The following is a 13,568-nucleotide window of genomic DNA, read 5'->3' on the forward strand; positions in this document are numbered from 1 at the left end:
GAAAGCGATGGGTCGAGGTGGTACGAATAAATCCAAATGCCAAGGGTAGTCTCAATGAGCGGTACGCAAACTTCCGATAATCTGGCGCAAGGGCTAAAGCCCCGTCATGTGACGATGCTTTCCATAGCCGGTGTGATTGGCGCCGGTCTGTTCGTCGGCTCCGGCCATGCGATCGCAGCGGCCGGTCCGGCCGTGTTGTTGGCCTACGCTGCCGCAGGTGCCTTGGTGGTGCTGGTGATGCGGATGCTGGGCGAAATGGCGGTGGCGTCGCCGGACACGGGTTCCTTCTCGACGTATGCGGACCGGGCGATTGGTCATTGGGCGGGTTTCACCATCGGCTGGCTCTACTGGTGGTTCTGGGTCCTGGTGATTCCGCTGGAGGCCAACGCTGCTGCAACGATCCTGCACGCCTGGTTCCCGAACGTGGCCATCTGGGTCTTCACGTTGGTCATCACCCTGCTGCTGACGGTCACCAACCTGTTCAGTGTGAAGAATTACGGAGAGTTCGAATTCTGGTTCGCCCTGGTCAAGGTGGTGGCGATCATCGGCTTCATCGGGCTGGGTCTGATGGCGATATTCGGTTTTCTGCCGACCAGCCAGGTCAGCGGTGTTTCGCACCTGTTCGACACTCAGGGCTTCCTGCCCAATGGCATGGGCGCGGTGCTGGGGGCGATCCTGACCACCATGTTTTCGTTCATGGGCACCGAGATCGTGACCATCGCCGCGGCCGAATCGAAGAACCCTGGCCAGCAGATTTCCAAGGCAACCAACTCGGTGATCTGGCGGATTGGTTTGTTCTACCTCGTCTCCATTTTCATCGTCGTCGCCCTGGTGCCATGGAACGACCCGCTCCTGGCCAGTGTTGGCTCCTACCAGACGGTGCTGGAGCGCATGGGCATCCCCAATGCCAAGCTGATCGTCGATATCGTGGTCCTGGTGGCGGTCACCAGTTGCCTGAACTCGGCGCTGTACACGGCTTCGCGCATGATGTTCTCGTTGGGCAAGCGCGGTGATGCGCCGGCCGTTTCCCAGCGCACTAACAAGAGCGGCACGCCTCACTGGGCGGTGATGTTGTCGACCGGTGCGGCCTTTTTGGCGGTGTTCGCCAACTACGTGGCACCGGCGGCGGTCTTCGAATTCCTGCTGGCCAGCTCTGGCGCCATTGCGTTGCTGGTGTACCTGGTCATCGCGATTTCGCAGCTGCGTATGCGCAAACAACGCATGGCTCGTGGGGAAAAAATCGCATTCAGCATGTGGCTGTTTCCCGGCCTGACCTACGCGGTGATTATCTTCATCGTTGGGGCCTTGACCATCATGCTGTTCCAGGAAGCCCATCGTGTGGAGATCCTCGCGACCGGTCTGCTGAGTGTCTTGGTGGTGATATCCGGCGTGCTGATACAGCGTCGTCGGATCGCAAAAGCAGGAAGCTTGGTACCGACGATCGGGTGATATCCATTGTGTGGCGAGGGAGCTTGTTCCCGCTTGGGTGCTAAGCGCTCACAAAAGGGGCTGCTGCGCAGCCCAGCGGGAGCAAGCTCCCTCGCCACAGATACCATTCAATATGAGCAGTCGGTTCCCTAACTGGCTACCGACGCCTCACTCCCCGCCACCACACTCTCCAACCGATACCCATACCCGTAGATCGTCAGCAACTGCCAACCCCGATCCGCCGTCAGCCCGAGTTTGTTGCGCAGGCGATAGATGTGGGTGTCGAGCGGGCGGGACGAGGTCATTTCCTCGTGGGTCCAGAAGCGTTCGTAGAAGTACTCCCGGGACAGCGGCCGGCCCAGGTTGGCGAACAGGCACCGGGCCAGGCGGTATTCCCGTTCGGTCAGGCTGATGGGGATGCCGGCACGGGTGATGGTCAGCTCGGCGTCGTCGAACGCCAGGTCGTTGAACACCAGCACGTCGCTGGCGGGCGCGCGTTGCAGGTTGTGACGGCGCAGCACGGCTGTGACCCGGGCCTTGAGCTCGTTGGGCCTGAAGGGTTTGCTCACGTAGTCGTCGGCGCCGGCGTTGAGGGCCTGGACGATGTCGTGCTCGCCGTCGCGGCTGGTCAGCATGATGGCGGCCGGTGGCGAATCCATGTGCTCGCGGGTCCAGCGCAGCAATGAAAGCCCGCTGATGTCGGGCAGTTGCCAGTCGAGGATCAACAAGTCGAAGGTTTCCCGCCGCAGTTGCCGCAACAAGTCTTCCCCACGTTCGAAACTGTGCAGGGTCCAGGCTTGCTCGCCTCTGCCGGGGATTTGTTGCAGCGTCTGTTCTACCCGGCGCAACTCGGCCGGTTCATCGTCCAGTATGGCGACACGCATGGAATGCGATTCCTTGATCTCGAGAGTAACGGACATCTTCAGGTGGCAATGAAAGGCAGCCAGTGGCTGATTCATTGACCTGTCGCTGGCTGCGACAATACCGGCTCGCGACACAGAGGGAAAGGCAGCAGCGCGCCACCCATCGAGTCCGTTATAGTCGTGGGCTTTCAAGCCTGTCGACTTACGCAGGCCAGTGAAGATATCCACAGTCCTTGAGTTCGGCCAGGAGGCCTATGAGTAACCAGCGTCGCCGTGAAAGTCGTGAACCCACCCAGGTTCAGCGGTTGTTTCGACAGTTGGTGCGGGAGTGGTTGTGGATAAGTCTGCTGCTGTTGCCGCTGACGGCCTTGCTGTCATTGAGCAGTCAATCCACAGGTGACCATTCAGGCGCCGCGTTGTTGTCGGTGTGCCTGGTGGGTTGCGTATTGGGCTTGCTGCTGTTGCGCCCGCGCCTGGCCCTGTGGACAACGGTGGGTGGTATGAGCCTGGCCCTGTTGATCAGCGCCATGCTGGGTGCGCGCGGGTGGTGGTGGTCGCCGATGGCGAGTGTGCTGGGGATCATGTTCGGCTATCTGATCTGGAACTGGCGACGGCTGAGCGTGGTGTTGGCCTACTTCGGTTGGGAGCTGGCACGCCTGGACGCGGAGCCCAAAGTGTTCCCGGAGCGTCGCCGTGCCTCCTACACCGGCAGCGACCGTTTACAGGGCCAGATCATGGCCCTGGAACAAGCCATGAGCCGAACCCGCGACACCCGGCGCTTCATTGCCGACGGCCTGGAATACTTGCCGGTGGCAACCATGATCAGCGATCCCCAAGGCAAGCTGCTGCTGGGTAACCGAAAGGCGCGCGAGCTGTTCGGCCATGGCCTGGCGGGCGGCGATGTGCTGGAGCATCTTGGGCAATTGGGTTATCCGGGGCTGGAGCACGGGGCGCATCACCGGTTATCCACATTGCCCCTGGTGGAGTTTCGCGACATTCGCGAGCGCAGCTTGCGCCTGGAACGGGCTGCGCTGTTGCCGGTGGATGGCGATGCGCCGATTGGCTGGTTGCTGAGCCTCACAGACCTGAGCGCCGAACGTGAGGCGGAAGAGCAGCGCAGCGTCATGCTGCGGTTCCTCTCCCATGACTTGCGCGCCCCTCACTCGGCGATCCTTGCGCTGCTCGATGTGCAGCGGCATCAGGTGGGTGGCGATCATCCGCTGTTCGACCAGATCGAGCGCCAGGTACGACGCGCCCTGGACCTGACCGAGGGTTTCGTACAGCTGGCCAAGGCCGAGTCCCAGGCCTATCAGTTCCAGCCGACGCTGTTCGCCATGCTGGTGTTGGACGTGCTCGATCAGGCGCTGCCCATCGCCCAGGCAAAGCGTATCCAGTTGGTTCACGAAATAGAGGATGAAGACGCGATGGTGAGGGCGGATCAATCGTTGTTGACCCGTGCCCTGTTCAATCTGCTGGAAAATGCCATCAAGTACAGCCCGCCCGATGCCTGCATTTCCCTGCAGGTGTATTGCGTGTCGGGTTGGTTGATCTGCAATGTTGCTGACCAAGGAAAAGGCATCAGCGCTGAAGAACTGCCGGACCTGTTCAGTCAGTACCGGCGGTTTTCCTCGGCCCACGGGGTCGATGGAATTGGCCTGGGATTATCGATGGTCAAGGCCGTGGTCGACCATCACGAGGGGAAAATCGAGTGTCGTAGCGTGGTGGGTAAAGGCACGACGTTCAGCCTGCGCTTCCCGTTACTGGAAGATTGAAAAGATCGCAGCCTTCGGCAGCTCCTACAGGACGTATCCAACCCCGAAGGCTACGATTTTTTGCTGCTATAAAAACTTATGCACCTGATCGTGGGTTTTATGTGTTTAGGAAATATGTACTAAAAACATAGGTTTACGACATAAAAGCGACGGATTTCGAAAAAACGGTACACAGGTTATCCACAGATCTCAAACAGCGGCTTGTTCCGTGGGGACTTCCGCGACAGGGCCTGGAGGAAGCGAGCCCATCTCCCGTTGTGCCTGTTCATTCCAGGCTTGTACGCGGTCATTGAGCTCGGCGATGGCGCGGGGCCCAGTGCCTTCGGCATACATCGGCGCGCCGATCATCACGGTGATGACGCCTGGTGTTCTGATCCAACCTGCCTTGGGCCAGAATTTGCCGGCATTGTGTGCAATTGGCAGCACCGGCAGGTTCGCGTTCACCGCCAATGCGGAACCGCTGCGGGAAAACTTGCCAATCGTCCCGTAGGGAACACGGGTGCCCTCGGGGAAGATCAGCACCCAGGTGTTGTCCTTGAGCAGTTCGTCGCCCTTTTTCGCCACTTGCTTGAGCGCTACTTTGGGATTGTCGCGATCGATGGCAATCGGGCGCAGCATGGCCATGGCCCAGCCAAAGAACGGTACGAACAGCAGCTCACGCTTGAGGACCTGGCTCAATGGCTCGAAATAGGCCGAGAGAAAGAACGTCTCCCAGGTGCTCTGATGGTTGGACTGGATCACGCAGGGCCGGTCCGGCACGTTCTCGGCGCCCTTCACTTCATAGCGGATGCCCAGGAACACCTTGCTCAGCCACAGTGCGCAGCGGCACCAGTACACGTTGATGAAACGGTAGCGCGCCCTGAACGGCAGGAAGGGCGCGATAAAAAAACTCAGGGAACACCACAACAAGGAACTGGTGCCCAGCAGCAGGTAAAAGAGAAAGCTTCTGATGGCCTGCAATATCGACATAGCGGCGTTTACCGTTGCGGGCAATGCCCGCCTGTTCAAGCGCTTCCCGAACAGTCCTTGATCAGGATGTCTTGGGAGCTCTAATTGTGGATAAGTTCAGCGGCAATCGCCGCCAGGTCGTCAAAAATCAAGGTGCCCACCGGGAGGGTCTTGCCCAGAGTCTTCTCGCCTTTCCCGGTCTTTACCAAAACTGGCTGACAATCGACGGCCTTGGCCGCCTCCAGGTCACCGAGACTGTCACCGACGAACCACACACCTGCCAAGGCCACATCGTAATGCGCGGCAATGGTTTTCAACATGCCCGGCTTGGGCTTGCGGCAATCGCAGCCGTCGTCCGGCCCATGCGGGCAATAGACGATCAAGCCGACTTCCCCGCCCTGCTCGGCCACCAAGGCGCGCAGACGCTCATGCATGGCGTCCAGGACGGTGAGGTCATAATAACCGCGGGCAATGCCCGACTGGTTGGTGGCGACCGCCACCGTCCAGCCGGCCTTGCTCAACTGCGTGATGGCTTCGATCGAACCGGGCAGCGGCAACCACTCCTCCACCGATTTGATGTAAGCGTCGGAGTCGTGATTGATTACCCCGTCCCGATCGAGAATCAGCAGTTTCAAGCGTTACCCCAGCAACGAAATATCGGCGACGCCGAGGAACAGCCCACGCAGACGCGCCAGCAGCGCGTAACGGTTGGCCCGTACTTTGGCATCTTCGGCGTTGACCATCACCGCCTCGAAAAACGCATCCACCGGTTCGCGCAGTGCCGCCAGGCGCGCCAGGGTTTCGCTGTACTGACGCGCCGCCGCCATTGGCTGGACCGCCTGGTCCGCCTGCTGGATCGCCGAGTACAGGGAAAACTCGTTGGCGTTGTCGAAGTACTTGGCTTCGACGGTGGCCGCGACGTTGCCTTCGGCCTTGCCCAGCAGGTTCGATACCCGCTTGTTCACCGCTGCCAGCGCGGCGGCTTCCGGTAATTTGCGGAAGGCTTGCACCGCTTGTACGCGCTGGTCGAAGTCCAGGGCCGAACCCGGTTTCAGGGCTCGCACCGACAGGTAGGTGGCGACGTCGACGCCTTCATCTTCATAACGCGCACGCAGGCGGTCGAAGATGAATTCCAGCACCGCATCGGCCAGGCCGGCAGCCTTGACCTTGCTGCCGAACGCGTTGACGGCGAATGCCACGGCGTCGTTCAGGTCCAGGTCCAGTTGCTTGTCGATCAGGATCCGCAACACGCCCAAGGCCGCACGACGCAAGGCATACGGGTCTTTGCTGCCGGTGGGCAGCATGCCGATGCCGAAGATGCCGACCAGGGTGTCGAGCTTGTCGGCGATCGCCACGGCCGCACCCGTCAGGGTGGTTGGCAGTTCAGCGCCGGCACCGCGGGGCATGTACTGCTCGTTCAGCGCCAGGGCCACGTCCTGCGGTTCGCCATCGTTGAGGGCGTAGTAGTAACCGGCGACGCCTTGCATCTCCGGGAACTCACCGACCATTTCGGTGGACAGGTCGCACTTGGACAGGATGCCGGCACGGGCCGCACGCTGGGCGTCGCCGCCGATGCGTGGGGCGATGAATGCCGCCAGTTTCGAAACGCGCTCGGCCTTGTCGTAGACGCTGCCGAGTTTTTCCTGGAACACCACGTTGCGCAGGCGCTCGTTGAAGCTTTCCAGGGGCTGTTTCTTGTCTTGCTTGAAGAAGAACTCGGCATCGGTCAGGCGCGGGCGAACGACTTTTTCGTTACCGGCGATGATCTGCTGCGGGTCCGTGCTTTCGATGTTGGCAACCGTGATGAAGCGCGGCAGCAACTTGCCTTCGGCGTCCAGCAGGCAGAAGTACTTCTGGTTGTCCTGCATGGTGGTGATCAGCGCTTCCTGCGGCACTTCAAGGAAACGTTCCTCGAACGAGCACACCAGCGGCACTGGCCACTCCACCAGCGCGGTCACTTCGTCCAGCAGGTTGGCCGGCACGATGGCGGTGCCTTCCTGCAGGGTGGCCAGCTCTTCGGTGCGCTTGCTGATCAGCTCGCGCCGCTCGTTGGCGTCGGCCAGTACGTAGGCCGCACGCAAGTCGGCCAGGTAGTTGGCCGGCGAGGTGATGCGCACGCTCTGTGGATGATGGAAGCGGTGACCGCGGGAGTCGCGACCGGCTTTCTGGGCCAGGATCGTGCAATCGATGACCTGGTCACCGAGCAACATCACCAGCCACTGGGTTGGACGTACGAACTCTTCCTTGCGCGCGGCCCAGCGCATGCGCTTGGGGATCGGCAAGTCATTGAGGGAGTCTTCGACGATGGTCGGCAACAGGCTGGCGGTCGGCTTGCCCTTGATGCTCTGGCTGTAGCGCAGCTTCGGACCGCTCTGGTCGATTTCGCTCAGGTCCACGCCGCACTTCTTGGCGAAGCCCAGGGCGGCCTGGGTCGGGTTGCCGTCGGCGTCGAACGCGGCCTGGCGTGGCGGGCCGTCGAGGTTGATGCTGCGGTCCGGCTGCTGGGTCGCCAGGGCGGTGATCAGCACGGCCAGGCGGCGCGGCGCAGCGTACACCTGTTTGGCTTCATAGCTCAGGCCAGCGGCTTGCAGGCCTTTGTCGATACCGGCCAGGAACGCATCGGCCAGGGTGTTCAGGGCTTTGGGTGGCAGTTCTTCGGTGCCCAGTTCAACCAGAAAATCTTGAGCACTCATTGTGCAGCCTCCAGCTTAGCCAACACTTCATCACGCAGGTCCGGGGTCGCCATCGGGAAGCCCAGCTTGGCACGGGCCAGCAGGTAGGCTTGCGCAACGGAACGCGCCAGGGTGCGTACACGCAGGATGTATTGCTGGCGCGCGGTCACGGAAATCGCCCGGCGTGCGTCCAGCAGGTTGAAGGTATGGGACGCCTTCAACACCATTTCATAGCTCGGCAACGGCAGCGGCTGATCCAGTTCGATCAGGCGCTTGGCTTCGCTCTCGTAGAAATCGAACAGCTCGAACAGCTTCTCGACGTTGGCGTGTTCGAAGTTGTAGGTCGACTGCTCCACTTCGTTCTGGTGGAACACGTCGCCATAGGTCACTTTGCCGAACGGGCCGTCGGCCCATACCAGGTCGTAGACCGAATCCACGCCTTGCAGGTACATGGCCAGGCGTTCCAGGCCGTAGGTGATCTCGCCGGTGACCGGGTAGCACTCGATGCCGCCCGCTTGCTGGAAGTAGGTGAACTGGGTCACTTCCATGCCATTGAGCCAGACTTCCCAGCCCAGGCCCCAGGCGCCCAGGGTCGGCGACTCCCAGTTGTCTTCGACGAAACGAATGTCGTGCACCAGTGGGTCGAGGCCGACGTGCTTGAGGGAGCCCAGGTACAGTTCCTGGAAGTTTTCCGGGTTCGGCTTCAGGACCACCTGGAACTGGTAGTAGTGCTGCAGGCGGTTCGGGTTTTCGCCGTAGCGGCCGTCAGTCGGGCGGCGGCTGGGCTGCACATAAGCGGCGTTCCAGGTTTCCGGGCCGATGGCACGCAGAAACGTGGCAGTGTGGAAAGTGCCGGCGCCTACTTCCATATCGTAGGGCTGAAGTACCACACAACCTTGCTCGGCCCAGTATTGCTGGAGGGCGAGGATCAAGTCTTGGAAGGTACGCACGGCTGGCGTAGGCTGGCTCACGAAATTCACCTGTTTCTTGGGCTGCGATTTAAAGAGCGGGAGTATACCCGATTCGTTCGTGCGCACGCCCCCTGGAGCCTTATGCCACGCTGCTTTTGGTGTTCTGACGATCCGTTGTACATGGCTTATCACGATCAGGAGTGGGGCACGCCGCTGCGCGATGCGCAGGGTTTGTTCGAGTTGCTTTTGCTCGAAGGGTTCCAGGCCGGGTTGTCCTGGATCACCGTTTTGCGCAAACGCGAGCGCTACCGGGAAGTGTTGTACGGCTTCGATGTGCAGCGCGTGGCGCAGATGAGCGACGCGGAAATCGACGAGCTGATGCTCGACCCGGGCATCATCCGCAACCGCCTCAAGCTCAAGGCCGCCCGTCGCAATGCCCAGGCCTGGCTGGCGCTGGAAGACCCGGTGGCGTTCCTTTGGTCGTTCGTGGGCGGCAAACCCATCATCAACCATTTCAAGGACCGCAGCGAAGTGCCGGCTATCACGCCCGAGGCACTGGCGATGAGCAAAGGCCTGAAAAAAGCCGGGTTCACTTTCGTCGGGCCGACCATTTGCTACGCCTTGATGCAGGCCTCGGGCATGGTCATGGACCATACCCAAGACTGCGACCGCTACGCCGAGTTGGTAAACGGCGGTTAGAATAGCCGGCTCGCAACACGGCCCATATATTCAGGAGTGACCTGTGGATAAGTTGAAAGGCGCCTTGCTGGTTGGCGCTCTGCGGTTGTTTGCGCTGCTGCCCTGGCGAGCGGTGCAGGCAGTGGGCTCGGCGATTGGTTGGCTCATGTGGAAATTTCCCAACCGTTCCCGCGATGTGGTGCGGATCAACCTCGCCAAGTGCTTTCCCGAGATGGACCCGGCCGAGCGCGAGCGCCTGGTGGGCCAGAGCCTCAAGGACATTGGCAAATCCCTGACCGAAAGCGCCTGCGCCTGGATCTGGCCGGCCCAGCGCTCCATCGACCTGGTGCGCGAAGTCGAAGGCCTGGAGGTGCTGAAAGAAGCCCTGGCCTCCGGTAAAGGCGTGGTGGGTATCACCAGCCACCTGGGCAATTGGGAAGTGCTCAACCACTTCTATTGCAGCCAGTGCAAACCGATCATTTTCTACCGCCCGCCCAAGCTCAAGGCGGTGGATGAACTACTGCAGAAGCAACGCGTCCAGTTGGGCAACAAGGTCGCGGCGTCGACCAAGGAAGGCATCCTCAGCGTTATCAAGGAAGTGCGCAAGGGCGGCCAGGTGGGTATCCCCGCCGACCCGGAACCGGCCGAATCCGCCGGCATCTTCGTGCCCTTCTTCGCCACCCAGGCCCTGACCAGCAAGTTCGTGCCGAACATGCTCGCTGGCGGCAAAGCGGTCGGCGTCTTCCTCCACGCCCTGCGCCTGCCCGACGGCTCCGGCTACAAAGTCATCCTCGAAGCTGCCCCTGACGCGATGTACAGCACCGACACTGAAACCTCCTGCGCGGCCATGAGCCAAGTGGTGGAGCGCTACGTGCGGGCCTACCCGAGCCAGTACATGTGGAGCATGAAACGCTTCAAGAAGCGCCCGCCGGGTGAGGCGCGGTGGTACTGAAGATCTGTTGCTTCATATGCGCCGGGGATTTGTGGTGAGTGCAGGATCTGTGAACACCCAAGTCCCTATGTGGGAGTCCCTATGTGGGAGCCGAGCTTGCTCGCGATGACGGCGGTACACTCAACATCGATGCAAGCAGACCCACCGCTATCGCGAGCAAGCTCGCTCCCACAGTTTTTCCGGGCTGTTTACAGGCATTGCGTCCATCATAAATCCCTGTGGGAGCGAGCTTGCTCGCGATAGCGCCCTAACAGCCGCCACATAACTAACTGACCTCACCCCACGCCATCTCCCCTCCTAAAGCTCGGTCCCCGGCTGTCGATAACCCGATGTATCCGCCAATCATGGACCGATGAAATGGAACTCTCCCTTAGCGCTGCCTCTATTGCACCCGCCAACACCCACCTCACCCGCTCCGATCAGAAGTTGGTCACTCATCCTCCAACAGGCTCTGTAAAGGAACTGGCAAGTGCTGGCCCGGCGGCTATCTACCACCCCAGTGAAGAAACCCAGACCGTGGAGCAACCACTGGTGGCCATTACCACCTGGGTCGGTCGATCCCAATCGCCAGATTTCCCTCGATTTGCCGCAATCACCGAGAGCGCGAAAAACACCCTGAAAAGCTCTTTCGAGGCATTCCAGTCAACGCTGTCGGCAACCCACCCGGATTTGGCCAGCAAGAAATACGGTTTCACCGTCGAGGCCGATGGCAAGCTGAAAGTGCTCAACACCGCCGGGCAGCTCAGCACCTCGGAGACCCAGCGCCTCACCGATCTGCTCAATGAATCCACTGATTTGAAAGCCGCAGCCAGCGCCTTCCGCGACGCCTCCATCGACATGGTGGATGCCGACTCGCCTTGGTCTGGCAGCTACCTGGGCCGCTACAGTCTGACCAAGGAAAACTTCGCCAGCACCATCGATCTGGCGCCGATGCTCAAGCGCGCCGGCTCGGTGCCGCCCCAGGAATTTTCGGACGGGCTGTTTTTCAACCAACTGGCGCACAAAGGCGAACTGGCGACCCAAGAGACGGAAGCCGCGATGCTTGAACGGCGTGCTGCGCAGCGATTCAGCGCGCAGGCCTGAAAGCCGGCTCTACCGAATCGTGTGGCGAGGGAGCTTGCTCCCGCCGGGCTGCGCAGCGGCCCTTCCCCATGACCGGCTATGAGCTGGCGGTGTGGTCGGCTTCCTGATGGTTGATTGACCACGAGGAGGCGCAAAGCCTCAATCGTGTCCATGATTAAGGGCCTGCGATATCGGCGACGTTGGGATGGCAAAGCCATCTCTAAATCCGTCGGACTACCGTCCAGTCAGAAATATCGCACTTCCTCTGGTTCATTAATCAAGGAGTCCCCCTCATGAACATCGATTTCACCGGACGTCAGGTCCTGGTCACCGGGTCCACCAGCGGTATCGGTTTTGCCACAGCCAAAGGCTTTCTCGAAGCCGGCGCTCATGTAGTCATCAACGGTCGCAGCCAGAGCAGCGTGGACGACGCATTGCAGCGCCTGGGCGCCCTTGCTTCAAGTGCCGTCGGTTTCGTTGGCGACCTGAGCAATGAATCAGGCTGCCAGGCATTGGTCGCCAAGCATCCCAGCTTCGATATCGTCATCAACAACCTGGGCATTTTCAAACAGGAGGATTTCTTCGAAACACCGGACAGCGAATGGCAACGCTTCTTCGAAACCAACGTGATGTCGGGCGTGCGTGTTTCCAGGGCCTACGCGCAAGGCATGGTCGAGCGCGGTTGGGGGCGGATTGTGTTTATCTCGTCGGAATCGGGCGTGAACATTCCCGCCGACATGATCCACTACGGCTTCACCAAGACCGCCCAACTGTCCATCGCTCGCGGCTTGGCCAAGCGCCTTGCCGGCACGGGCGTGACGGTGAACTCGGTGTTGCCTGGGCCGACGCTTTCCGAAGGGGTTGCCCAGATGCTCCAGGCAGACGTCGAGCGCAGTGGGGAAAGCCTGGAAAAGGTCGCGGCGGATTTCGTCAACCAGCACCGCAGCACCTCGATCATCCAGCGCGCGGCGCGCGTCGAGGAAGTTGCCAACATGATCATCTACGCCAGCTCGGAGCAGGCCTCGGCCACCACGGGGGCGGCGCTGCGTGTCGATGGTGGTGTGGTGGATAGCATCGTTTAGAGGCCCATGACACGTTGAAAAAAAACGCCGCTTCCTCATGAGAGATAAGCGGCGTTTTTTGTTTTGGAAGCAACATGGGTTGATTCGACCGGCGTTGGAGTGGTGAGGGGATGGTTCAGCCCACTCTGTTTTCCATCAGGCGATCCGAGCCACCCTCGGCCACACGGTTTTCTATCAACCGATCCGAACCGCCTTCAGCTACGCGCTTTTCGATCAACCGATCCGAACCACCTTCGGCTACGCGCTTTTCGATCAGTCGATCCGAGCCGCCTTCAGCGACGCGTTTTTCGATGAGCCGATCGGAGCCGCCTTCAGCGACACGTTTTTCGATCAGTCGATCCGAACCACCTTCAGCGAACGAGGGTTGATCAAAAGAAGTCGCGAACGCATTGCCGAGGGACAGTGCCAGAAGCGAGCCAACGAGAGTCTTGTGGAAAGTGTTCATGTCCTGATCCTTTTATTCGTATGTGAGTGAGTTAGACGGTGACGTGCAAACGGACGTCGACGTTGCCGCGTGTCGCGTTGGAGTACGGGCAAACCTGGTGGGCCGCATCGACCAGCGCTTGGGCATCGGCTTGATCCAGACCTGGCAGGTTGATGTGCAGGTCGATGTCCAGACCGAAACCGCCAGGGATCTGGCCGATGCCAACGTGTGCCGTGATCGAGGCGTCGGCAGGAATGCTGCGTTTGCTCTGGCTGGCGACAAACTTCAGTGCGCCGATGAAGCAGGCCGAGTAGCCGGCTGCGAACAGTTGCTCAGGGTTGGTGGCTTCACCACCGGCACCACCCAAGGCTTTTGGCGTGGCCAGTTTCACGTCGAGAATCTTGTCGCTGGAAACAGCACGGCCATCACGGCCACCGGTGGAGGTTGCGACTGCGGTATAGAGAACGTTCATGGTGTTTCCTCTTGCTGGATGGGCTGATCGAGTTCGGGGTTGGTCTGCGCTAAATGTTTGTGCGCTAACCAGTTGAGATAAAGTTAACGCTCAAATACTTTGCGCGCAAGATAAATTTTCAAAAAAATCTCACTTTTGAATTAACCAGTTGATCTAAAAAGGAATTTATTTTCGAGGCCGCGCAGCATCACCCGCCGCGAGGTGAGCCAAGGAGAAGGAGGTGCCAGGGGTCAGTGCCTGCGTAATTGCAGGCCTTTGAAGAGAGGGCGTTCAGGGTTTCTCAATCGTTCCCACGTTCCCGCGT

13 protein-coding genes are annotated in these 13,568 nt (G+C 60.3%); 6 read left to right on the forward strand and 7 right to left on the reverse strand.

The features are described from left to right. Positions 1-54 precede the first annotated feature (54 nt). Positions 55-1,449, forward strand: a complete 1,395-nt coding sequence (gene gabP, locus IB266_RS16490; RefSeq protein WP_072407671.1) for a GABA permease — start codon at positions 55-57, stop codon at positions 1,447-1,449. Between the two features lie 128 nt (positions 1,450-1,577). Here the strand turns inward: gabP and IB266_RS16495 are convergent, their stop codons facing one another. Beyond that, positions 1,578-2,312 (reverse strand): response regulator transcription factor, encoded by a 735-nt coding sequence (locus tag IB266_RS16495; protein ID WP_103310551.1) that lies wholly within the window; start codon positions 2,310-2,312, stop codon positions 1,578-1,580. A gap of 233 nt (positions 2,313-2,545) precedes the next feature. Between IB266_RS16495 and IB266_RS16500 the strand changes: the two genes are divergently transcribed. Then, the gene (locus IB266_RS16500; protein WP_192261800.1) at positions 2,546-4,063 is read left to right on the forward strand and encodes a sensor histidine kinase; all 1,518 of its coding nucleotides are present in this window, start codon (positions 2,546-2,548) and stop codon (positions 4,061-4,063) included. A 189-nt stretch (positions 4,064-4,252) separates the two neighbouring features. Here the strand turns inward: IB266_RS16500 and IB266_RS16505 are convergent, their stop codons facing one another. The 4 genes from IB266_RS16505 to glyQ form a co-directional block, all read right to left on the reverse strand. Further along, entirely contained in the window at positions 4,253-5,032 is a 780-nt protein-coding gene (locus IB266_RS16505) for a lysophospholipid acyltransferase family protein (RefSeq protein WP_192261801.1), read from the reverse strand. Positions 5,033-5,112: 80 nt separating this feature from the next. Then, positions 5,113-5,646 carry a D-glycero-beta-D-manno-heptose 1,7-bisphosphate 7-phosphatase gene (gene gmhB / locus IB266_RS16510; protein ID WP_192261802.1) on the reverse strand — a complete coding sequence of 178 codons (534 nt, stop codon included), beginning with the start codon at positions 5,644-5,646 and terminating at the stop codon, positions 5,113-5,115. Positions 5,647-5,649: 3 nt separating this feature from the next. After that, positions 5,650-7,704 carry a glycine--tRNA ligase subunit beta gene (glyS, locus tag IB266_RS16515; protein ID WP_192261803.1) on the reverse strand — a complete coding sequence of 685 codons (2,055 nt, stop codon included), beginning with the start codon at positions 7,702-7,704 and terminating at the stop codon, positions 5,650-5,652. After that, positions 7,701-8,654, reverse strand: a complete 954-nt coding sequence (gene glyQ / locus IB266_RS16520) for a glycine--tRNA ligase subunit alpha (RefSeq protein ID WP_003177094.1) — start codon at positions 8,652-8,654, stop codon at positions 7,701-7,703. The genes glyS and glyQ overlap by 4 nt, the downstream gene beginning before the upstream one ends. A gap of 81 nt (positions 8,655-8,735) precedes the next feature. Here glyQ and IB266_RS16525 point away from each other — a divergent pair, with 81 nt between their 5' ends. The 4 genes from IB266_RS16525 (at position 8,736) to IB266_RS16540 (ending at position 12,368) form a co-directional block, all read left to right on the forward strand. After that, complete coding sequence (locus tag IB266_RS16525) at positions 8,736-9,293, forward strand: DNA-3-methyladenine glycosylase I (RefSeq protein ID WP_060739899.1); 558 nt, start codon at positions 8,736-8,738, stop codon at positions 9,291-9,293. Between the two features lie 43 nt (positions 9,294-9,336). Then, a complete protein-coding gene (locus tag IB266_RS16530) occupies positions 9,337-10,224 on the forward strand; it encodes a lysophospholipid acyltransferase (protein WP_060739898.1) in 888 nt (295 codons plus the stop codon). Positions 10,225-10,581: 357 nt separating this feature from the next. Then, on the forward strand, positions 10,582-11,307 hold the full coding sequence (locus IB266_RS16535) for a hypothetical protein (protein WP_192261804.1): 726 nt from the start codon (positions 10,582-10,584) through the stop codon (positions 11,305-11,307). A 272-nt stretch (positions 11,308-11,579) separates the two neighbouring features. Continuing rightward, the gene (locus tag IB266_RS16540; protein ID WP_192261805.1) at positions 11,580-12,368 is read left to right on the forward strand and encodes an SDR family NAD(P)-dependent oxidoreductase; all 789 of its coding nucleotides are present in this window, start codon (positions 11,580-11,582) and stop codon (positions 12,366-12,368) included. 115 nt (positions 12,369-12,483) lie between these two features. Here IB266_RS16540 and IB266_RS16545 read toward each other — a convergent pair whose 3' ends face one another. Both IB266_RS16545 and IB266_RS16550 read right to left on the reverse strand, forming a co-directional pair. Further along, positions 12,484-12,813, reverse strand: a complete 330-nt coding sequence (locus IB266_RS16545; RefSeq protein ID WP_192261806.1) for a hypothetical protein — start codon at positions 12,811-12,813, stop codon at positions 12,484-12,486. A gap of 31 nt (positions 12,814-12,844) precedes the next feature. Continuing rightward, on the reverse strand, positions 12,845-13,264 hold the full coding sequence (locus IB266_RS16550) for an organic hydroperoxide resistance protein (RefSeq protein ID WP_003196182.1): 420 nt from the start codon (positions 13,262-13,264) through the stop codon (positions 12,845-12,847). Positions 13,265-13,568: the final 304 nt, after the last annotated feature.

The sequence above is a fragment of the Pseudomonas sp. Pdm06 genome, assembly GCF_014851795.1.
Taxonomy (GTDB): Bacteria; Pseudomonadota; Gammaproteobacteria; order Pseudomonadales; family Pseudomonadaceae; genus Aquipseudomonas; species Aquipseudomonas fluorescens_AA.

What these genes read in the sequence shown, in the direction of transcription:
- gabP (WP_072407671.1), top strand. Translation starts at nt 55, where the DNA reads ATGAGCGGTACGCAAACTTCCGATAATCTGGCGCAAGGGCTAAAGCCC.
- IB266_RS16495 (WP_103310551.1), bottom strand. Translation starts at nt 2,312, where the DNA reads ATGCGTGTCGCCATACTGGACGATGAACCGGCCGAGTTGCGCCGGGTA.
- IB266_RS16500 (WP_192261800.1), top strand. Translation starts at nt 2,546, where the DNA reads ATGAGTAACCAGCGTCGCCGTGAAAGTCGTGAACCCACCCAGGTTCAG.
- IB266_RS16505 (WP_192261801.1), bottom strand. Translation starts at nt 5,032, where the DNA reads ATGTCGATATTGCAGGCCATCAGAAGCTTTCTCTTTTACCTGCTGCTG.
- glyS (WP_192261803.1), bottom strand. Translation starts at nt 7,704, where the DNA reads ATGAGTGCTCAAGATTTTCTGGTTGAACTGGGCACCGAAGAACTGCCA.
- IB266_RS16525 (WP_060739899.1), top strand. Translation starts at nt 8,736, where the DNA reads ATGCCACGCTGCTTTTGGTGTTCTGACGATCCGTTGTACATGGCTTAT.
- IB266_RS16535 (WP_192261804.1), top strand. Translation starts at nt 10,582, where the DNA reads ATGGAACTCTCCCTTAGCGCTGCCTCTATTGCACCCGCCAACACCCAC.
- IB266_RS16540 (WP_192261805.1), top strand. Translation starts at nt 11,580, where the DNA reads ATGAACATCGATTTCACCGGACGTCAGGTCCTGGTCACCGGGTCCACC.
- IB266_RS16545 (WP_192261806.1), bottom strand. Translation starts at nt 12,813, where the DNA reads ATGAACACTTTCCACAAGACTCTCGTTGGCTCGCTTCTGGCACTGTCC.
- IB266_RS16550 (WP_003196182.1), bottom strand. Translation starts at nt 13,264, where the DNA reads ATGAACGTTCTCTATACCGCAGTCGCAACCTCCACCGGTGGCCGTGAT.